This window comes from Sneathiella aquimaris (assembly GCF_026409565.1).
Lineage (GTDB): Bacteria > Pseudomonadota > Alphaproteobacteria > Sneathiellales > Sneathiellaceae > Sneathiella > Sneathiella aquimaris.
On the sequence record NZ_CP112881.1, the window covers coordinates 3,349,481 to 3,368,160 of the forward strand.

Consider the following 18,680-nt stretch of genomic DNA (forward strand, 5'->3'; position numbering starts at 1 on the left):
GTTACCCCGAAGCCGACAAGTAAACTCCGTCTCAGGCAGGTCCGTCAAATTCGGGTTTGAGTATGCCGGAAAAGCAGGACCGCCGTCAGGATGAAGAGGAGAAGTAATGTCATACTTGCCGCGCCCCAACCTGCGGCGATCGTCTCTGCCAGTTGAACACCCAGAAAATATCCGCAGCCCACCAGAATGCTGGCCCACAGCAATGCCGACGCAGCGTTCAGCATCGTAAACTGAAACCAGGGCATCGGGGTCAGACCCACCGGTAGCGCCCCGATCGTGCGCATTCCTTTAGGATAACGGTACATGAATATATATGTGACACCATATCGGTCAATCAGGCGTCTCGTGGCCTCCATTGGTTTTGAAAGTTTTGGAAACCGCGTGACCAACCCCTCCCCATATTTTCGCGCCACGGCAAAGCGAAGCTCATCACCAAGATATCCGCCCAGAAAGGCTGCGCCACCGATCAGGTAGGGATCAAGGGCCGCTTGGGGCGCCAGCGCCGCCGCTAAAAAGGGCAGCGCACCGCTTTTTAACGCGCAATATGAAAAAACCATCCCATAGACCAGCGCTTCGTTCATCTCCAGCCATGTTAAAATCTGCTGCATCCTGCAATTTTCCAACCGAACATCAGGGTGTCTCCTTATTACGAGACGCGGCGTGGTTTGGATCTGTTTTGGCCGCCGGCCTCGATGAAATACGGCTCTCCTGTTGCGTAATGGCAAGTTTCTTCATCCGAGGCATTGGCGTTCGCTTGTCGCTCGCCTATAGTGAGTGGAGTAACAATGTATCGTGCCCCCTAACGGGCTTGCCTTTCCGATCGTTGTTCAGGAGAGTCAGGCCATAAAGCGAGTGATATGGCAGACCAGTCTCTATCAATTTACGCCGCTATTACCGATTTGTTAGTGGCTATTCAGGAAAATAAGCTTCGCTATAAGGCGCTGAGCCAACCCGTTCAGCAGGAAATTGCCTTTCACATCGAACAGGCTGACCTTTCAAACAAAACAATCGACATTTCAGGTTTGTCTGTTGCAACCAATCATTCTCGCAACACGATTAAAAAACAGCTGAATGCCTTGATCGAGGCGGAATATGTATCCATGATTGTCGACCCGAATGACAGCCGGCGCAAAATTCTAAAATCAACACAAAAATTACGGGAAGAACTTGAAAATTTTGCCAAAAGCCTGTCCCCCACCATCACCAAGGCAAGCTATCAAATTCAAAATACTGCGTGGTCCACGCCTGTCCAAAAATCAGAATAATCGCATTTATGCTCAGTTTTGATCACAATAGTTCTTGCAACCGGGCTTCTAATCCATCAACATTCTAAAATAGAAATGGGCGCACGGCTACTCTCCTTATTCGGGCGATTATCGTATTTTTACGGTTCGGAATAATGCCGCCACAAACGAGTACATTGCAATATTCTAAATTATTCAATGGGTTAAGAGAGAAGCGAACAGATTCCCAAGAAGAGTAAATATTATTTTTTGCCGAATAGGTATGTCATGACCGCCTCTCTAATTACTGGTGGAACTGTCCTGACTACTGTTAATGGCGGACCTTTGCGCCAACGGTTTTGATTACTGGAAAGATGATAGATGCCACTCGATCCGTTACATACCCGCACCTGGCAGGACGAAAGCAGTCGCATTGAAGAGCACCAATTCACGACGGAAAGTGCCTCATTGATTTCCCCGGATATGGACACGCTTATCAAGCATCTTTACCAAATCGGCGAACTGACGACCATTGATGACATCAATTCCGTCGAAAATCTGCGCTGCGGTTTCCCAAATATCCTTTTTCACCGCATTGATGTGAAAGACAACAACCCTTTGCACTACAAGGTTCTGGAATACGACCCTAAGACCCGCATGGATAATTTCCAGGATCACACGGGACTGGTCCTTGGACAGTGGGAAAACGAAATCGCCAAGGAAGCAATAATTCTCGCGTATTCAGCAACAGTGATGACCGGATTGCCCCGTCTCGCCCTAACCACCAAGAGCACGCCGCGGAACAGTCGGAGCTACCTCCATCTGACTTGGCCTTTGCGCGAGAACGGCCAGATCACTCAGATTCTCGTTGCCGCAGTTTACGATAATCTCCTGATCCCGGCGAGCAAGGGCGATAACGTCATCAAGACCCGTCCAGACAAAATAGGCTTTTCGTCGATCATTGGTCGGGGGAAAAAACTCCGTTCCATCAAAACACAGGGCCGAATGGCTATGCCCGTAAACCCTGAATGTAAATCCATTTCCATGCAGATCCGCAAGGTTATGGCTGACGGTGAAATCAATGCCCTGGTCAATTGAAATTAATGACACCAAACGCGGCAAGACCCATGAAAGGCCTTCTTTGCGATGACTTTTTTTAACACAGAGCCCTCCCCGATACAGGATGGATCCGCCCATGCGAAACCCCTTGGGAAGCGCAAGTGTCAGGCGATCGTGGCGCGGATGATCAGCCCAGACTTTTCCGGTAGCCATCATCTCGACGAAGTCAGGGGTATCAAAGCGACGGGCGGCAATGACGGCAACGACCTCCCGTTCGGCGGACGTAACTTCAATCCAATAACTGTTGGATTGATCGCACTGCATAGGATCAAAAGTAGGCATAACCACCTGATGGTCAGGGTCAAGCTGCTGACGGGTTTCCGCCCATCGGCTCATATCAAAACGGACAGCATAACTGTATCCGGCCTGATTTAGAACTGAGACCAGCGGGCGCAGCATTGAAATGAGATTGCCTGATTTAATAAGGTCACGACTATAAGTTGAGTGAAATATATTAATTTCTCCTACATTAATTTGTTCGAATATGAATGATAGGGGAAGACAGCCCCTCTTGCCATCTGAAGCAAGGTTGCAACGAGGTCGCAAACGACAGAAAACTGTCGTTTCGTTGGACAGAGACTTGAAAAAAGCAGCTATTGAGAGAGGATTTATTATGTCTAAAGTAGCAAAACGTGTCGGAGACCATGTGGGTGAACGTATCAGAACAAGACGGACCCAATTGGGCCTGACCCAACTTCAGTTGGCTGAGGCATTGGATATTTCCTATCAGCAGGTTCAGAAATATGAAACCGGCGCAAACCGCATTTCTGCGGGGCGTCTGTATGAGCTTTCCGTCAAACTTCAAGTGGAAGTTTCCTATTTCTTCGGGGATCTGCAAATTCAGGAAAGCACGCCCCCAATGGAGCATGGCGGAAAAGGCCGTGCAACGATCGAGCTAGTGCGAAATTATAACGAAATATCAGACCCTTCCGTCCGGGCGTCAGTAAACAGTCTTATTCGAGCCCTCTCTGACCCCAACACTTCTGAAATGCTGACCAGGGAGGCGATTTAAGACGCCATTATCCCAATTTGATGAAACCTATCATCTCTCTTGTTGTCAATGTCCTGATTTAGCGATACTGAAGGGCATTGACTGAAGCAGAGAAGACAGAGACAGATGACTGACAATCAGGATAAATCGTCCCAAAAACAAAAATTGAAAGATGAAAAAGCCGACCGCCTTGCGGGTGCCTTGCGGGAAAATTTGCGAAAACGCAAATCCTTGCAAAGAGGACGTGGAGAACAGGCGCCGGACGCAATCAAGAACAAAAATAAACTCATCGATTAACATTTCGCCCTAAACAGGCACGGTTATGCCTTGGCCCGTGCTCGAGTTATCTATAAGATGACCCAAATTTCGCACTATTTCTGGAGAAAAGCTTAATGTCCATCCTGTCAGATAAATGGATCCGGTCTGCCGCACAAAATCAGAGAATGATCGAGCCATTTGTAGAAAGTCAGAAACGGGAAGATATGATTTCCTATGGTCTGTCTTCTTATGGATATGACGCCCGCGTTTCCGATGAATTTAAAATATTCACAAATATTGATTCTGCGACAGTAGATCCAAAAGCGTTTTCCAATGACAGCTTCGTCGACCGGAAAACAGATGTTTGTGTTATTCCGCCCAATTCATTTGTTTTGGCGCGAACTGTTGAATATTTCCGCATCCCGCGTGATGTGCTGGTTATCTGCCTTGGAAAATCAACCTATGCCCGGTGCGGTATTATCGTCAATGTAACGCCGCTTGAACCCGAATGGGAAGGGCATGTGACACTGGAATTTTCCAACACGACACCTTTGCCTGCAAAAATTTATGCCAACGAGGGTGCGTGCCAGTTCCTGTTCCTGAAAGGAAACGAGCCATGCGAAGTGTCGTACAAAGATCGCGCTGGCAAATATATGGGCCAGGAAGGTGTGACACTTCCGCGGCTTTAAACGCCCTAAGCTCGACATAATTGATCGGCATAAGGACTTATAATCGAGGGGCGTGGTTTTCCAGGCTCCTTTTGCAATTCTAATAGACAAAAATGGTGCCTGCTCTTTGACAGGCAACCTGGATTGAAAACAAGTATGGACAGTATTCGTATTCGCGGCGGGAAGCCCTTAAACGGTAAAATCGAGATTAGCGGCGCAAAAAACGCAGCCTTGCCCTTAATGGTCGCGTCCTTGTTAACGGAAGAAACTGTAACGCTCAGTAATTTACCCCATGTTGCAGACATCTCGACACTGATCAACCTGCTGTGCCAGCATGGCGCACAAGCCCACTTGAACGGTGAAAACGGGAACAGCAATGGCCGCGCTATTTCGCTTACTGCCAAAACAATCACAAGTACAGAAGCCCCATATGACATCGTTCGCAAAATGCGTGCTGGCGCCTTGGTTTTGGGTCCGTTGCTGGCTCGGATCGGCAAAGCAAAAGTCTCTCTTCCGGGCGGCTGTGCCATTGGAACCCGCCCTATGAACCTGCATCTTGATGGATTGGAAGCAATGGGCGCGACAATCGACATTGTCGGCGGCTATATGGTTGCGGAGGCACCCAACGGATTGAAAGGTGCCGAAATCAGATTTGATACGGTATCGGTCGGCGCAACAGAAGATCTGTTAATGGCGGCCTGCCTTGCCGATGGGGTCACCCTCCTTCAAAATGCTGCGAAAGAGCCTGAAATTACCGATCTGATTCGCCTTCTGAAAGCAATGGGCGCCGAGATTGAAGGCGAAGGGACAAGCAATCTGACCATTACCGGTAAAAAATCCCTGCATGGTGCACGGTATTCCGTAATGCCAGACCGCATCGAAACAGGCACTTACGCTATTGCGGCTGCGATCACGGGCGGACGAATTGAACTCACCAATACCGATGCAGACCTGATTAGCTCAGTCCTTGAAATTCTTGAAGCCGCAGGTGCGGATATTCAGATCACAGAAGAGGGTCTGATTGTATCTCGTGACCCAAAAGACCCGATCAGGGGTGTTGATATCATGACGCAACCCTATCCGGGCTATCCAACAGATATGCAGGCCCAGATCATGGCATTAATGACCGTGTCAGACGGCGCGTCCATGATCACAGAAACCATTTTTGAGAACCGCTTTATGCATGTTCCTGAGCTTACCCGTCTAGGGGCGAACATCACCGTTCATGGACATTCGGCGCTTGTGCGGGGCGTGAAAGAACTTGTCGGAGCCCAGGTAATGGCGACCGATTTGCGCGCGTCTGTTTCATTGGTTCTGGCTGGCTTGGCAGCGGCCGGGGAAACCATTATTAATCGGGTTTATCACCTCGACCGTGGATACGAGCGACTGGAAGAAAAATTAGCCGCTTGCGGCGCTGATATCGTAAGGTTACAAGCGGAACTATAGTCACAAGACAGGTCAGGATAAAAGAGTGGCAAATGGACTAAAACTTAAAGCAGCTGAAATAGAAGACATTTCTGTTTTCTCGGCAGCGATTGAAGGAGCGATTACAAGCCCTGGAGAGCTTGGCTATTCTGCGATCAACCGAACTTTCACCCTGACCGCCTCTCGTTTCATGTGGGAACAGTTCCAGACATCACCGGAAAATGCCTTGCGCACGCGGTGCGGGTTGCTGTTCAGCGATGTATTATCGGTAAAAGCACAAGGGATCTCTCCGGACCGCCCCACTGAAGTACTGGAATTATTGTCCATCACCTGTACCCCGGGTGAGGATGGCAGTGCGATATTAAATTTGATTTTCGCCGGAAACGCGGCCTTGCGACTTTCAGTAGAATGTATAGATATAGCCCTAACCGATGTTGGAGCCCCATGGGAAACCGACAAAATCCCGGACCACGCTGAGACGGATAAAAATTAATCGCCCTCAATGTGAACAACCAGAACAGAATGCCGGGCCCCCCGGATAAAGGAACGGAGCAAACACGTGTCTTCGAGTGAAGAGTTGGTAATCGCCCTGCCAAAGGGCCGAATTTTGAAAGAAGTAATGCCCTTGGTGCGCGCGACGGGAATTGAACCCGAAGCCGCCTTTGACGACCCGGCAAGCCGCCTCCTTCATTTCAAAACCAACCATCCAAATATTTCCATTATTCGGGTACGATCCTTTGACGTTGCAACCTTTGTTGCTTTTGGCGCGGCTCAACTTGGCGTTGCCGGCAATGACGTTTTGCTGGAACATAATTACCCTGAAATCTATGCTCCCGTTGACCTTGATATTGGACATTGTTATCTGGCTGTTGCCCAGCCAAAAAACATGGAGGACGATAAGGACCCCAGCCGGTGGAGCCATGTCCGGATTGCAACAAAATACCCCAACCTGACACACCAGTATTTTTCCTCACAAGGCATCCAGGCCGAGTGTATTAAACTGTCTGGCGCGATGGAACTTGCACCAGGCCTGGGCCTCTGCAAGCGTATTGTGGATCTGGTTTCATCCGGTGCAACCCTTAAGGCAAACGGCTTGGTTGAAGTTGAAAAGATCCTCGACATTACCTCGCGTCTGGTTGTAAACCGCGCGGCTTTGAAAACACGATCCGTTGAAATGAATGACTGGATCCAGAAGTTCAGGACTGTGGTCGATGCCCGTTAAATTATCCGTTCAAGATCAGAATTTCGAGACCGCGTTTCAGGATCTGCTTCTTCAAAAGCGGGAGACCGATGCCGATGTAAGCGCAATTGTTAACGACATTCTCGCAGATGTGCGCAAAAATGGCGACAAGGCGGTCCTTAATTACACAAACAAGTTTGATCGCCTTTCCCTAACATCAGCCGATGAAATCAAAGTCACTGACGCCGAAATAGAGCACGCCCTGAAAAGCTGTGACGCCGAAACGCTGAACGCTTTGAAAATAGCAGCAGCGCGTATTGAAGCCTATCATCAGAAACAAAAACCGGATGATCTGTTTTATACGGATACAGACGGTATTGAGCTGGGTCACCGCTGGACTGCGATTGAAAATGTCGGACTGTATGTTCCGGGCGGCCTCGCCACCTACCCGTCTTCTGTTTTGATGAACGCCATTCCGGCAAAAGTCGCCGGGGCCGAGCGCCTTGTTATGGTTGTTCCAACACCAGATGGCGTTATCAACCCGCTTGTTTTGGCCGCCGCCAATTTGTGTGGCGTCACGGAAATCTATCGGGTTGGCGGTGCACAGGCCGTCGCGGCGCTTGCCTATGGCACGGAAACCATCGCCCCGGTTGATAAAATTGTTGGTCCCGGAAATGCCTTTGTTGCGACAGCAAAAAAACAGGTTTTTGGGACTGTTGGTATCGACATGATTGCCGGCCCGTCAGAAATTCTGGTGGTTGCCGACGGAAAAAATGATCCCGCCTGGATTGCCGCAGACCTCCTGTCACAGGCCGAACATGACCCTGTTGCCCAAAGCATCCTGATCACGGACAATGCGGATTTTGCAAATTCGGTCGAGCAAGCGATTGCGCATATCTTGAAAACATTGTCACGCTGCGAAATAGCCACGGCAAGTTGGGAAAACTACGGCGCAATTGTCGTTGTTAATTCGATCGACGATGCCATCCCCCTGGTTAACCGCATTGCGCCGGAACATCTGGAACTGTGCGTCGATGATCCGGAAACCTACGCTAAAAATATCCGTCATGCGGGTGCTATTTTCATGGGCCGTTATACACCGGAGGCTATTGGTGATTATATTGCCGGTCCAAACCACGTTCTGCCAACAGCAAGAACGGCACGTTTTTCGTCAGGCCTGTCTACTCTGGACTTTATGAAACGATCCTCATTGATTAAACTGGACGCCGACGGGCTGGGTAAAATAGGACCGGATGCTGTCCGCCTGGCAAATTCGGAGGGACTGGGTGCACACGCACTGTCGGTTTCCATCCGAATGAATAAGCCGACCTAACCTGGAAGAAAGTAGCTGCCATGTCACCAGATCATCAGCGTATCGTCAATATAACTCTGGATGAAAAATCCGTTATAAGACGCAATCCCGATATCGAACATGAACAAAAGGTCGCTATTTTTGATCTACTGGACCTGAACCAGTTTACCATCTGTGAACAGGCCGACGCAGGACCGTATTCCTTGCATCTCAGCATTGAAGATAACCGGCTGATTTTTGATATTCGGGACGAAGAGGATACGCAAACCCTGCTCCGTCTTCCCCTTCCGGTTATTTCATTTAAACGTGTCATCAAAGATTATTTTCATATCTGCGAAAGCTATTTTGATGCCATCAAATCAGCTTCCCCGTCTAAAATTGAAGCCATCGATATGGGTCGCCGGGGCCTTCACAATGAAGGAACCGAACTTCTTCTGGAACGACTGAAAGGAAAGGTTGAAACCGATTTTGACACGGCACGCCGCCTTTTCACTCTGATTTGCGTCTTACATATTCGAGGGTGATATCACCATGGATACCGGAGCTTCTCCGGCCACTTTGCTCCAACCGACCAGCGTACTGTTCGCCTGCACCCATAACAGTATTCGCTCTCCTATGGCTGAATGCATCGCCAAAAGCCTTTTTGGACAGAAGATTTTTGTCGATAGCGCCGGCGTCAGGGCAACTGAAATTGACGGCTTTACCGTTGAGGTCCTCGATGAAATCGGTCTGGATGCCTCTGATCATCTCTCCAAAAATTTAGATGAGCTGATGGATACCTCTTTTGACCTAATAATCGCCTTATCCCCTGAAGCCCGCACAAAAGCGGACGAGATCACACGAACCACTGCTTGTGATGTGGAATACTGGCTGACACTTGACCCCTCCATTGCCGAGGGAAACCGTGAAATGCGGCTAAACGCCTACCGCCAGGTTCGCGATGATCTTTACCAACATATCAAAACGCGCTTCGCAACTAATCCTGCCCCCCTTGTGTGAATTATGGTATACTAAAGTGTATTCGTAGCACTCTAAACACAGTTTTATGCGATAAAATCAAACTAAAGCTTGCATTTTTAGAGAAGGCGTCTCATTTTGCACGCAAGTTTCAACAACTGAATTAGGAAATTCATGGCTAAAGAAGAGCTTTTGGAGTTTGAAGGTACTGTAACGGAATGCTTACCCAACTCAACATTCCGCGTCAAACTTGACAATGATCACGAAGTGCTTGCCCACTCGGCAGGAAAGATACGCAAATTCCGTATCCGTATCATTCCCGGTGACCATGTTACCGTCGAAATGACACCATACGATCTGACCAAGGGCCGTATTAAGTTCCGTCACAAATAAACGTTTCGGAATTACGCGGAGACACGATTGGCTGAAATCGACATGACACGCCCTGCGACGCCCGTTGTCTCTGCACAGACCCGCCCGCTTTTGGTGCTTGCCTCCGCATCCCCTCGGAGGAAAGAACTGCTTTCCCAAATTGGACTAGAACCGGACATCATTGATCCGGCTGATATTCCTGAAATTCCGATGCAGGCAGAAAAACCACGGCATTTTGCGGGTCGGTTGGCTGTAGAAAAAGCCGCTGCCGTCGCGGAACAGCACAAAAACGCCTTCGTTCTTGCCGCAGACACAGTGGTTGCTGTGGGACAGCGAATACTGGGAAAAGCTTCATCAGAAACAGAAGCGCGCCGTTTTCTTTCATTACTATCGGGCCGAAAACACGCCGTTTTTACCGGCATCGCTCTGGTTTTACCAAATGGAACCGTTCGCCAGAAAACTGTAAAAAGCACCGTCATTTTCAAACCATTGGATGAGCATGATATTCAAAGCTATTTGAATAGCGGAGAATGGCAAGGCAAGGCCGGGGCCTATGCCATACAGGGTCTGGGCAGTATTTTTACCGCCAAGATCCAGGGTTCATATTCTAATATTGTTGGCCTTCCCCTCCATGAAGTCGCGATGATGCTGGCGGGAAATGGCTTTAACGTCTGGCATCATTCAAGCTTGATGCCTAAAGGCGCATGACCGCCACCGTCCTTTTTGACGATAATGTACCGGGCCTGCGCGCGGCGGTTCTGGATGGTGAAACCCTTACTGATCTATTTGTCTTCCCTCACGGGAAAAGCTCAGAAACAGGCAACGTGTATCTTGGGCGGATTGCGACCGTATCCAAGGAATTAGAGGCCGCATTTGTTGATTTAGGGGAAACAACGCCTGCCTTTTTAAAGTGGCGGGATATTCCTTCTGATATCCACCTGCATGAAGGGCTGAAACTGATTGTTCAGGTCATAAAAGACGCCCATGATAACAAACCAAAACAAATCAGTGCGTATATTCGACTTGAAGGGCAATTCTCCGTTTTTGCACCGAACGGCACAACGCTCTCCTTTGCCAAACAGCTAAAAGATCCTGCATTTAGGGACGCGTTTATCCTCCAAGCAGAAGAGGCTGGCGTCTCTGGCGGGATTACCGTTCGTTCTGCCGCCCGGAATCATCCAATCGATACTACCATTTCCGAAATTGTGCATTTACAGGAGATCTGGCAGGCCACCAATAAAGCCGCCAGGCAGGAGGCATCACCGCGGCTTCTTTTCAGCGGCGAGCCCCCGGAATGCCAAATTGCCAGAACAGCTGGCGGTTCCGACGCGCGCCTGATCACTAACAGTACCCGAATATACAAAAGCCTGAAACAGACCTTCCGTGAAGTAACCCTTTGGAGCCGCGCCGATCTTCTTTTTGATCACTTCAACATTGAAAGCCAGATTGACGACGCGTGCGAGGTTCGTCTTCCCCTTCCATCTGGCGGTTCTGTGACAATTGAAAAAACCGAAGCACTTATCGCGATCGACGTCAATTCCGGCGGAACAGCGACGTCAGCGCGCCAGACGGCTCACACATTGGCTCTTCAAACAAATAAGGAAGCTGCCGCGTTGATCACCGCTCAATTGCGCCTTCGCAATTTGGCTGGAATTATCATCATTGATTTTATCCAGATGAACAATAAACAGGCCATTAAAACACTGACACAGGACCTCAAGCAACTTTGCCAGACCGACCCCAGCCCCGTTCGCGTTATTGGAATGACGGAGCTGGGTCTGATGCAATTGACACGTCAGCGCAAGAACGCCGATCTGCAGACACTTCTTTCCAGCCCTGCAGATCAACGCCAATCAACCCCATCCTTTTTCACTGCAACAAATTTGATAAATGACCTGATGCGGTTTTGGCACAACGAGAAATCTGCCAGCCTGACAATCTTGTGTAGCCCGCAAATCGCGTCTTATCTGGCACTGACAAAAAAAGAGATTGAGGCCCATACAGCCCTTTCTGTAAAATGGACCGACGACCCGAATTCAAAGGATGACGCCTATATCATCCAGACCACAGCAAGAGACGAGACCATACAGTGACAAAAAGTACAAAATCCGCAGGCAAATGCCCCCAGTGTGGCAAAGAAACAGTTCAAAAATACCGTCCCTTTTGCTCAATCCGCTGTCAGCAACTTGATCTGGGAAAGTGGTTTAATGAAAGTTATGTCATTCCCGGAGAAGAAGCCCTTTCCACCAATGACAATGAAGATGATTATTAATCCCGGACAGCGCCGATAGGCAGACGAAAAGAGAAGATAAAAACGCGCCACAAACCTTTTTAAAAAATTTGTTTAAAGGGTATGGACAGCCCCGCGAATATCTTCTATAACCCAGCTTCCTCGCAGGCGCCATGTCCTGCAAGTGAAGGATGCCCAGGTAGCTCAGTTGGTAGAGCAGCGGACTGAAAATCCGCGTGTCGGTGGTTCGAATCCGCCCCTGGGCACCACTCTTTCCCAGAAAATCCGAGTGTTTCCAGTCGCTTCAGCAAAGCATGCTTTTGTGTACCTCTGCGGTTTCCGCTTATGCACTCTTATGCAGTTGAATTTGCACCGGAATAACTAACTGAATCCATTCAGAAAAACGTTAAAGCACATTCCCCCAAAACTCTACAGGCCGTTTTGTCATTGTTATAATTAGTACAACGCAATGAACCATTTCCATTGCTTCAAATACTTATTTTATAACAAGAAAAGACAAAATTTATGCACAACACTCATTCAAGAAATTCAGCGCAAACTATCAAGGATAACGTCAATATATTCCTGCGCGATACCAGCCCATACTATTCCTGCCAAATCAAAAATCCTGACACAGGCAAGTAGGTACAACGTTCTACGAAAACCATTGATCAAGAAGATGAATAGCCCTTAGTTTTCTAAACGCCTTCGGTATTCATTTTCTGCTGCCGTTCGAATTCGATGGGCGACAACATCTCATTTGTTTCAGGTTTACGCTTCGGATTTCAAAGCATGTCGATGTAGTTGAACACATCCTGCCCGGCATCTTCTCTGGCTTTACAGGTCTTGCGTCGTATCCATTCACACTTGAGCCGGTAAAAAGGATCTCTACAACAGCGTTGTCGTGACAGTTTCCGCGCCGTCCACTGTTATGTTCCAAGAAACCAGCTCGACATATACAAACTAAACTGCTTACAGTTCACAATCATAACGGAACCTGAAACTTCATAAGTCAAGCGGCTTCAGGATTGTGTTTTCGGCAATAGCAAGACGCGCGGACCGGAACTGTTGTGCGCGCCATGGCCTGATCCAGCATCAACTTTATATGTTTGATTTCAACAGTTTCGCCGCGCCGGACCAGGCATTCGTGAAGGCCGTGCAAACTCCATACATTCCGAGGATGCTGGCAGGCCCGTGCCAGAGTATTATCAAGCCCCAAATCGGCGCGATACAGGGCCTCCGCCTCTTCAAAGTTCCCCACTTCCATCAAAAGGGCCCCCAAGGCATGCCGCGTCGGCTGCATCCATCCCCATGGCTCATCATAAAGCAACCCATCGTCAAGCTGGACAGATCGCCGCAAATGATTAAGCCCCTCTTCAATATGCCCGGACTTAAAAGCGAGCTCCCCTTCCATCATGGTTTTTCCGATTTCCAGAACATCCTGACAGGTATTATTGAACACCATCCGCCCCTCCGGCACCCGTTTCGCGGCAGTTACGGCTAGCTGTCTTTCTTTTTCTGCTTCTTCAATTCGCCCCAGATTTGCAAGAGCGATCGTTCTCGCCTGATGCATGGCGGTCGTCGTGTAGCTATAAAGATCCTGATCGTCGGGAAAGGGTTCCTCCAGAATCTCACGCCATTGCCCAAAGCGAACCATGACGTGAATTTTCTTGCCGTAGAATGATTCAAACAAATCCGGCATATAACGGACGACGTTTTCAGGCAACATTCTGATCAACTCCTCAGATGCTGCCAAGGCTACATCCGGCTGTCCCAAGAACATTGCGCCATATGCTTCAAAATGAACGTTATGTATTCGGTAAAGCGTATAGAAATTTTCAGCGCCCGCGACGACTTCGTATTTTTGATCGACCTTCGCCGCCCGACTATTTCGATAGACGACATTCTGATATTCCCCGCACAAAACATCGATATGCGTCGCCATATGAACCAAATGACCGCTATCGGGTACAAGATCGACCAATTGGTCCCCGTGACGAAGGGCTTTTTCCGGTGTTGGCGACATTTCCATTAAATGAACATACATATGCAGCAGGCCAGGATGCTCCCATGCCCCGGGTAATTCTGCAAAAGCTGTCTCAAGAACGGAACACGCTTCCAGCGTAGAAGCCCCTTCGGCAGGTTGACCGGATGGCAAATCCCACAACAACCAAGGGGTTCGGTTCATCAGGGCTTCGGCAAAAATGGTCGATACATCAAGATCATTCGGAAATTCGGCGTAAACTTTGCGCATGGAATCGGAAAATGCATCATTCCAAGGTGCGTAATCTTCGATTTCGGGATCGGTCGGAAACCTGTCCGCAAGGGCCTCTATCAACGCCGCCTCTACAGATGAAAGACTGTCCTGTAGCGCGGTTGCCCGCTTAATCGCCTCTTGAGCGCGCTTCAGAGTTTCAACACGCTCCTCTGGCTCGAAAAACTCCCACGGCTTGTTATAATTTGGGCCAATGGCATATGCGACCCCCCAATAAGCCATTCCACAATTGGGATCACTGGCAACCGCCTGCTCAAAACACCTCGCAGCCGCTTCGTGGTTATATCCAAACAGCCAAACCAACCCCTGATCAAAAAGGGCCTTCGCTTTTGGTGATGCTGTAGTAATTTCACGTGTGTATGAACCCAAATCAAAGTCGGTCATCGCAGCCCCCTTCTGTTTAATGACACATCCCATTGCTGGAACATCAAAATACACGAATACTAGAATCATGACACAGTCTTTATAAACGGTCATAAAGCACTAAGCCGATTAGGGATCTAAGACGCAAACAAAGATTGCGAAGCGTTTTAGGGACCGCAATATACGGTCCTCTTTTGCGCGGCGCAGTATATCTGATGGGGAGTTCGAAGTAATTTTCTTTAGGGGCGCGAAATCCACATGCCCCCATGAGAAAACCCGCTTTTCTTGCGGCACGGCCACCAAACAAAAGTATTTCGTCAATCGTTGAATTCGAAATCCGGTAAAGAGAAAAACGCTGTGCGCAATGCTTCGCCCCAGCTATCGGAGATCAGGTTGTAATAGTCATCATTGGGCTCGACCCGAAATTCATGCCCAATCTCAAAGCTGTCCGTTTCATAGGTCTGTACATCTATTGGCAATCCGACAGACAAATTGGCCTTGATGGTAGAATCAAACGAAACCATTAACAGTTTGATCGCATCTTCAAATTTCATATCCGGATCATAGGCCCGAACGATAATAGGTCGTCCGTACTTGGTTTCCCCGATCTGGAAAAACGGCGTATCAGTAGAGGCCTCAATGAAATTACCCTCAGGATAGATCATAAACAGACGTGGTTCCCCCGTTTTGATCTGACCGCCCAGAATAAAAGTCGCGTGAAACGTCGTATCCGCGTTCTGCCCGCCAACTGCATTGGACTGCACCACATCTCTGACAAGCTCACCGACAATTTGTGCGACCTGCACCATGGTCGGGGCTTCAAGGATTGACGGAAAGCGCTCAGCCAAGATTTTGGTCCGCTCCTCGAGCATAGAAACAACGGCTTGGGTCGTGGCCAGATTTCCTGCCGCCATTAGGGTAATGACACGCTCACCCGGTGTTGACCAGGTGCTCATTTTTCGAAAGGTTGCAATATTATCGACACCAGCATTGGTCCGTGTATCAGACATAAAGACCAAGCCACGATTCAGGCACATGCCCACGCAATAAGTCATACTCAGGAAATCCGTGATACCAAAGGCGTTATCTTACTGTTGAACCTGCAAAGACACAATCATCGTTTCACCGCTACTACCGTACCGGACACCGGATATCGGGGCGGCGTCCCGATAATCAAGGCCTGTTGCCACACGGACATAGCGCTCATCGGGGCAAATATTATTGGAAACATCAAAACCGACCCAGCCCAACTCTGGAAGGTAAGCTTCCGCCCATGCATGGGTGGCATCCTGATCAATACGATCATCCATCAGTAGATAGCCACTTACATACCGCGCCGGATACCCCATCATACGGGCCGCAGCACTAAAAATGTGAGCGTGGTCCTGACAAACGCCATATTCACTTTTCAGCGCCTCTTCAACAGTCGTCGCGGCATGGGTTTCCCCCACCTTATAGGAAACCCGTTCTGAAATCAGGCGAGACAATGCATGCATACGCTCGATATCGCCTTCGAACCTGTCCCCCAGTGTTTTTATCAGTTTCTTCAGTTCCCCACCCGGTTGGGTAAGCTCTGTAGTACTTTTGAAATGCCAAAGTGGCGCATATCCACCATGTTTGCCAACAATCCCATGGGTATCGGTCGTCTCCACTTCACCCCATGAGTGAATGGAAATTTCTGATTCCCCCGCATTGAAGCTTATAAGATCAACATGGTTGTTATGCTGATCAATAAACTCCAGCTGTTTCTCTCCGCCCGTGATGGTCGTTTGCCAATTGACCACGCGCTGGTTTTGGTTTGATTTCGGGGTCAGACGAAGCTGGTGCAGGGAATACTGAACCGGTTCATCATAATGATATTGCGTTGTATGAGATATATTTAAGAGCATACTTTATCCATCGAAACGGTAATCCTGTGCAATCTGATTGGCCAGCTGCGCATTACCGTCAATGAAATCAACAATAAATTCATGCAATCCCATATCAAAAATATCATCAATAGGTGTATTGCGTAAACGCTGGTAAAGGACGGCGGCCTGTTCGTGACAGGGGAGTTCCAGATCATACCCTTCTGAAAGGTAATCCAGATTCTCGACAATCTGTTTGTAACAAAAGGCCAACGATCGGGGTAACCGCCTGTCACTGATCAGAAAATCAGCGATAAAAACGGGGTTGATTTCACCAGCATTCAGCCAGCGATAAGCACTTAGTGCAGAAACCGACCGTAGGATGGATTCCCACTGGACATTATCAAGGGACGAACCAACAAAAGACGCCGATGGTAAAAGGACATAATATTTCACATCCAGAATACGGGCTGTGTTATCTGCCCGCTCGACAAAGGTGCCAAGCCGCGCAAAATCATAGGCGTCATTGCGCAGCATTGTCCCGTGCAGCGCCCCGCGAACCAGAGAGCTCTGTTGACGTATCACCGCCAGAATATCCGGGAGTTCGCTGTCGCTGATCTTGCGATCCAATAGACCCTTGAGAGTGATGTAACATTCATTGGTCGCTTCCCATACCTCACGGGTCAGCGCTGTCCGAACAAGCCGCGCATTATTCCGGGCACTTGTGATCGTCGACATAACACTCGATGGATTAGTTGTATCGCGCAGCAGGAAATCGATGACCTGCGGTGCATTAAAGGTGTCATACTCTTCAGTGTAGAGCTGATACGTCCCGCTTGCCGAGACAACCGACGCCCACTCCCCTTCTGCAGCGGCAGAACGCGTAAGCGCCATACGGAAACCGGCTTCCAGAAGTCGAGCGGTGTTTTCACTACGTTCGAGGTTTCGAAACATCCAGAAAAGACCACCTGCATTTTTACCAAGCAACATGACCTATTCCTCCAGAACCCACGTATCTTTTGTACCGCCGCCCTGACTTGAATTAACAACCAGTGACCCTTCTTTCAACGCAACGCGTGTCAGACCACCGGGCGTTATATTGATATTCTCCGGGGAGACCAGAACATAGGGCCGAAGATCCACGTGACGCGGTGCCAATCCTTTATTGGTTAGAATAGGCACGGTCGATAACGATAATGTTGGTTGAGCGATATAATTATCGGGCCGGGCTTTCAACTTGCTGCGGAACGATGCCAGCTCGCGTTTGCTCGCAGCCGGTCCAACGAGCATGCCATAACCACCGGAACCATGAACTTCTTTAACGACCAGATCCTCAAGATTATCAAGGACATACGCCAAAGAATCCGCCTCAGAACATCGCCAGGTCGGAACGTTTTTAAGAATGGCCTTCTCGCCTGTATAAAATTCAACAATGTCCGGAATATACGAGTAAATTGCTTTATCATCCGCAATGCCTGTGCCGGGTGCATTGGCAATGGTAATGCCGCCTGCACGATACACATCCATAATACCGGGAACCCCCAGCATCGAGTCCGGGTTGAAATTCAGTGGATCGAGATATTCGTCATCAACGCGACGGTAAAGCACGTCAATAGCCTCATAGCCCCTCGTTGTCCGCATGGCAACGCGGCCATCGATCACGCGCAAATCGTGACTTTCAACAAGCTCAGCCCCCATCTGTTCAGCCAGAAAGGAGTGTTCGAAATACGCTGAATTGTAAATACCGGGCGTCAAGACAGCAACAACAGGCCTGCCTGTACAGGCTTTCGGCGCACAAGCGCTTAGGCTTCGCCGCAGGTTACGGGGGTAATTACTAACAGGTTGCACCTTGATCTTGGCAAACAACTCCGGAAACATGTGTAGCATTGTTTCCCTGTTTTCCAACATATACGACACCCCGGAAGGCGTTCGAGCGTTGTCTTCGAGGACATAAAACTCGTCTTCCCCGGTACGAACGATATCAGTCCCGACGATATGCGTATAAACATTGCCGGGAGGCGACACACCCAGCATTTGAGGCAAAAAAGCTTCATTTTTTGTGATAAGTTCAGCCGGAATGCGCCCTGCGCGCAATATTTCCTGTCGGTGATAAATATCATGCAAGAAAGCATTTATGGCACGGACCCGTTGCTCGATCCCGCGGGACAGACGGCTCCACTCTCTCTCCGAAATAATCCGGGGGATGATGTCAAAAGGGATTAACCTTTCTGACGCCTCCTCGCGGCCATAAACATTAAAAGTAATTCCAGTACGACGGAAAAACGCTTCTGATGCGGCCTGCTTTTTTTTCAGCCGAGCCGGCTTTTCCGAAATCATCCATTTTTGATAATCTTGATAAGGTTCTCTGACCTTATCATCTGGACCTGACATCTCATTGAAGAACATGTTTTTATTTTCCATGGCTAACAACTTAACAAAAAGCAGTGATAATTCAACCAC

Annotated in this window: 22 protein-coding genes, 1 tRNA gene and 1 pseudogene; 15 read left to right on the plus strand and 9 right to left on the minus strand. The window is 49.0% G+C overall.

Annotated features, from left to right (window positions below; all coding sequences use genetic code 11):
• Nucleotides 1-44: 44 nt before the first annotated feature.
• Nucleotides 45-608 carry a DedA family protein gene (locus tag OIR97_RS15665; RefSeq protein WP_169543166.1) on the minus strand — a complete coding sequence of 188 codons (564 nt, stop codon included), beginning with the start codon at nt 606-608 and terminating at the stop codon, nt 45-47.
• A gap of 249 nt (nt 609-857) precedes the next feature.
• Between OIR97_RS15665 and OIR97_RS15670 the strand changes: the two genes are divergently transcribed.
• Nucleotides 858-1,265: a MarR family winged helix-turn-helix transcriptional regulator gene (locus OIR97_RS15670; RefSeq protein ID WP_169543167.1), complete on the plus strand. Its 408-nt coding sequence runs from the start codon at nt 858-860 to the stop codon at nt 1,263-1,265.
• Between the two features lie 423 nt (nt 1,266-1,688).
• Here the strand turns inward: OIR97_RS15670 and OIR97_RS15675 are convergent, their stop codons facing one another.
• Together OIR97_RS15675 and OIR97_RS15680 are read right to left on the minus strand one after the other, a co-directional pair.
• Nucleotides 1,689-1,901, minus strand: coding sequence for a hypothetical protein (locus OIR97_RS15675; RefSeq protein ID WP_169543168.1), 213 nt, complete (start codon nt 1,899-1,901; stop codon nt 1,689-1,691).
• A 99-nt stretch (nt 1,902-2,000) separates the two neighbouring features.
• The gene (locus OIR97_RS15680) at nt 2,001-2,741 is read right to left on the minus strand and encodes a hypothetical protein (RefSeq protein WP_169543169.1); all 741 of its coding nucleotides are present in this window, start codon (nt 2,739-2,741) and stop codon (nt 2,001-2,003) included.
• Nucleotides 2,742-2,955: 214 nt separating this feature from the next.
• On the opposite strand from OIR97_RS15680, the gene OIR97_RS15685 reads away from it, so the two are divergent.
• The 14 genes from OIR97_RS15685 to OIR97_RS15750 all read left to right on the plus strand — a co-directional run bounded on the left by OIR97_RS15685 (nt 2,956) and on the right by OIR97_RS15750 (nt 12,004).
• Entirely contained in the window at nt 2,956-3,354 is a 399-nt protein-coding gene (locus tag OIR97_RS15685) for a helix-turn-helix domain-containing protein (protein WP_169543170.1), read from the plus strand.
• A gap of 105 nt (nt 3,355-3,459) precedes the next feature.
• On the plus strand, nt 3,460-3,630 hold the full coding sequence (locus tag OIR97_RS15690; RefSeq protein ID WP_169543171.1) for a hypothetical protein: 171 nt from the start codon (nt 3,460-3,462) through the stop codon (nt 3,628-3,630).
• Between the two features lie 95 nt (nt 3,631-3,725).
• Nucleotides 3,726-4,280, plus strand: a complete 555-nt coding sequence (dcd, locus tag OIR97_RS15695) for a dCTP deaminase (RefSeq protein WP_169543172.1) — start codon at nt 3,726-3,728, stop codon at nt 4,278-4,280.
• Between the two features lie 135 nt (nt 4,281-4,415).
• On the plus strand, nt 4,416-5,705 hold the full coding sequence (murA, locus tag OIR97_RS15700; protein WP_169544307.1) for a UDP-N-acetylglucosamine 1-carboxyvinyltransferase: 1,290 nt from the start codon (nt 4,416-4,418) through the stop codon (nt 5,703-5,705).
• A 25-nt stretch (nt 5,706-5,730) separates the two neighbouring features.
• Entirely contained in the window at nt 5,731-6,177 is a 447-nt protein-coding gene (locus OIR97_RS15705; RefSeq protein ID WP_169543173.1) for a DUF2948 family protein, read from the plus strand.
• Between the two features lie 126 nt (nt 6,178-6,303).
• On the plus strand, nt 6,304-6,906 hold the full coding sequence (gene hisG, locus OIR97_RS15710) for an ATP phosphoribosyltransferase (protein WP_246201915.1): 603 nt from the start codon (nt 6,304-6,306) through the stop codon (nt 6,904-6,906).
• Entirely contained in the window at nt 6,896-8,197 is a 1,302-nt protein-coding gene (hisD, locus tag OIR97_RS15715; protein WP_169543175.1) for a histidinol dehydrogenase, read from the plus strand. Before hisG ends, hisD begins: the two co-directional genes overlap by 11 nt.
• Before the next feature lie 20 nt (nt 8,198-8,217).
• Nucleotides 8,218-8,700 (plus strand): UPF0262 family protein, encoded by a 483-nt coding sequence (locus OIR97_RS15720; protein WP_169543176.1) that lies wholly within the window; start codon nt 8,218-8,220, stop codon nt 8,698-8,700.
• A 7-nt stretch (nt 8,701-8,707) separates the two neighbouring features.
• Entirely contained in the window at nt 8,708-9,175 is a 468-nt protein-coding gene (locus tag OIR97_RS15725) for an arsenate-mycothiol transferase ArsC (protein WP_169543177.1), read from the plus strand.
• A 132-nt stretch (nt 9,176-9,307) separates the two neighbouring features.
• Nucleotides 9,308-9,526: a translation initiation factor IF-1 gene (gene infA, locus OIR97_RS15730; protein ID WP_169543178.1), complete on the plus strand. Its 219-nt coding sequence runs from the start codon at nt 9,308-9,310 to the stop codon at nt 9,524-9,526.
• 42 nt (nt 9,527-9,568) lie between these two features.
• Nucleotides 9,569-10,213, plus strand: coding sequence for a Maf family nucleotide pyrophosphatase (locus OIR97_RS15735; protein ID WP_169544308.1), 645 nt, complete (start codon nt 9,569-9,571; stop codon nt 10,211-10,213).
• Nucleotides 10,210-11,598 carry a ribonuclease E/G gene (locus OIR97_RS15740; RefSeq protein WP_169543179.1) on the plus strand — a complete coding sequence of 463 codons (1,389 nt, stop codon included), beginning with the start codon at nt 10,210-10,212 and terminating at the stop codon, nt 11,596-11,598. Before OIR97_RS15735 ends, OIR97_RS15740 begins: the two co-directional genes overlap by 4 nt.
• Nucleotides 11,595-11,777: a DNA gyrase inhibitor YacG gene (locus OIR97_RS15745; protein WP_169543180.1), complete on the plus strand. Its 183-nt coding sequence runs from the start codon at nt 11,595-11,597 to the stop codon at nt 11,775-11,777. The genes OIR97_RS15740 and OIR97_RS15745 overlap by 4 nt, the downstream gene beginning before the upstream one ends.
• Nucleotides 11,778-11,928: 151 nt before the next feature.
• Nucleotides 11,929-12,004: transfer RNA gene (locus OIR97_RS15750), tRNA-Phe, on the plus strand.
• Nucleotides 12,005-12,433: 429 nt separating this feature from the next.
• Here the strand turns inward: OIR97_RS15750 and OIR97_RS15755 are convergent.
• The 6 genes and pseudogenes from OIR97_RS15755 to OIR97_RS15780 form a co-directional block, all read right to left on the minus strand.
• Nucleotides 12,434-12,660 (minus strand): annotated as a pseudogene (locus OIR97_RS15755) (IS3 family transposase); the annotation flags it as partial.
• An 87-nt stretch (nt 12,661-12,747) separates the two neighbouring features.
• Nucleotides 12,748-14,394, minus strand: coding sequence for a tetratricopeptide repeat protein (locus OIR97_RS15760; RefSeq protein ID WP_169544309.1), 1,647 nt, complete (start codon nt 14,392-14,394; stop codon nt 12,748-12,750).
• Between the two features lie 296 nt (nt 14,395-14,690).
• Nucleotides 14,691-15,428, minus strand: a complete 738-nt coding sequence (locus tag OIR97_RS15765) for a proteasome-type protease (RefSeq protein ID WP_169543181.1) — start codon at nt 15,426-15,428, stop codon at nt 14,691-14,693.
• A gap of 33 nt (nt 15,429-15,461) precedes the next feature.
• Nucleotides 15,462-16,262, minus strand: coding sequence for a transglutaminase family protein (locus OIR97_RS15770; RefSeq protein WP_169543182.1), 801 nt, complete (start codon nt 16,260-16,262; stop codon nt 15,462-15,464).
• A gap of 3 nt (nt 16,263-16,265) precedes the next feature.
• Nucleotides 16,266-17,207 (minus strand): alpha-E domain-containing protein, encoded by a 942-nt coding sequence (locus OIR97_RS15775; protein WP_181017861.1) that lies wholly within the window; start codon nt 17,205-17,207, stop codon nt 16,266-16,268.
• A 6-nt stretch (nt 17,208-17,213) separates the two neighbouring features.
• Nucleotides 17,214-18,626 (minus strand): circularly permuted type 2 ATP-grasp protein, encoded by a 1,413-nt coding sequence (locus OIR97_RS15780; RefSeq protein ID WP_407696684.1) that lies wholly within the window; start codon nt 18,624-18,626, stop codon nt 17,214-17,216.
• Nucleotides 18,627-18,680: the final 54 nt, after the last annotated feature.

Bases quoted from the DNA above. Each gene is read 5' to 3' on its own strand.
- dcd (WP_169543172.1), top strand. From the start codon at position 3,726: ATGTCCATCCTGTCAGATAAATGGATCCGGTCTGCCGCACAAAATCAG.
- OIR97_RS15680 (WP_169543169.1), bottom strand. From the start codon at position 2,741: ATGCTGCGCCCGCTGGTCTCAGTTCTAAATCAGGCCGGATACAGTTAT.
- OIR97_RS15665 (WP_169543166.1), bottom strand. From the start codon at position 608: ATGCAGCAGATTTTAACATGGCTGGAGATGAACGAAGCGCTGGTCTAT.
- hisD (WP_169543175.1), top strand. From the start codon at position 6,896: ATGCCCGTTAAATTATCCGTTCAAGATCAGAATTTCGAGACCGCGTTT.
- OIR97_RS15760 (WP_169544309.1), bottom strand. From the start codon at position 14,394: ATGACCGACTTTGATTTGGGTTCATACACACGTGAAATTACTACAGCA.
- OIR97_RS15740 (WP_169543179.1), top strand. From the start codon at position 10,210: ATGACCGCCACCGTCCTTTTTGACGATAATGTACCGGGCCTGCGCGCG.
- OIR97_RS15690 (WP_169543171.1), top strand. From the start codon at position 3,460: ATGACTGACAATCAGGATAAATCGTCCCAAAAACAAAAATTGAAAGAT.
- murA (WP_169544307.1), top strand. From the start codon at position 4,416: ATGGACAGTATTCGTATTCGCGGCGGGAAGCCCTTAAACGGTAAAATC.
- OIR97_RS15770 (WP_169543182.1), bottom strand. From the start codon at position 16,262: ATGCTCTTAAATATATCTCATACAACGCAATATCATTATGATGAACCG.
- OIR97_RS15685 (WP_169543170.1), top strand. From the start codon at position 2,956: ATGTCTAAAGTAGCAAAACGTGTCGGAGACCATGTGGGTGAACGTATC.
- OIR97_RS15670 (WP_169543167.1), top strand. From the start codon at position 858: ATGGCAGACCAGTCTCTATCAATTTACGCCGCTATTACCGATTTGTTA.
- OIR97_RS15735 (WP_169544308.1), top strand. From the start codon at position 9,569: ATGACACGCCCTGCGACGCCCGTTGTCTCTGCACAGACCCGCCCGCTT.
- OIR97_RS15780 (WP_407696684.1), bottom strand. From the start codon at position 18,626: ATGTTCTTCAATGAGATGTCAGGTCCAGATGATAAGGTCAGAGAACCT.
- OIR97_RS15725 (WP_169543177.1), top strand. From the start codon at position 8,708: ATGGATACCGGAGCTTCTCCGGCCACTTTGCTCCAACCGACCAGCGTA.
- OIR97_RS15720 (WP_169543176.1), top strand. From the start codon at position 8,218: ATGTCACCAGATCATCAGCGTATCGTCAATATAACTCTGGATGAAAAA.
- hisG (WP_246201915.1), top strand. From the start codon at position 6,304: ATGCCCTTGGTGCGCGCGACGGGAATTGAACCCGAAGCCGCCTTTGAC.
- infA (WP_169543178.1), top strand. From the start codon at position 9,308: ATGGCTAAAGAAGAGCTTTTGGAGTTTGAAGGTACTGTAACGGAATGC.
- OIR97_RS15765 (WP_169543181.1), bottom strand. From the start codon at position 15,428: ATGACTTATTGCGTGGGCATGTGCCTGAATCGTGGCTTGGTCTTTATG.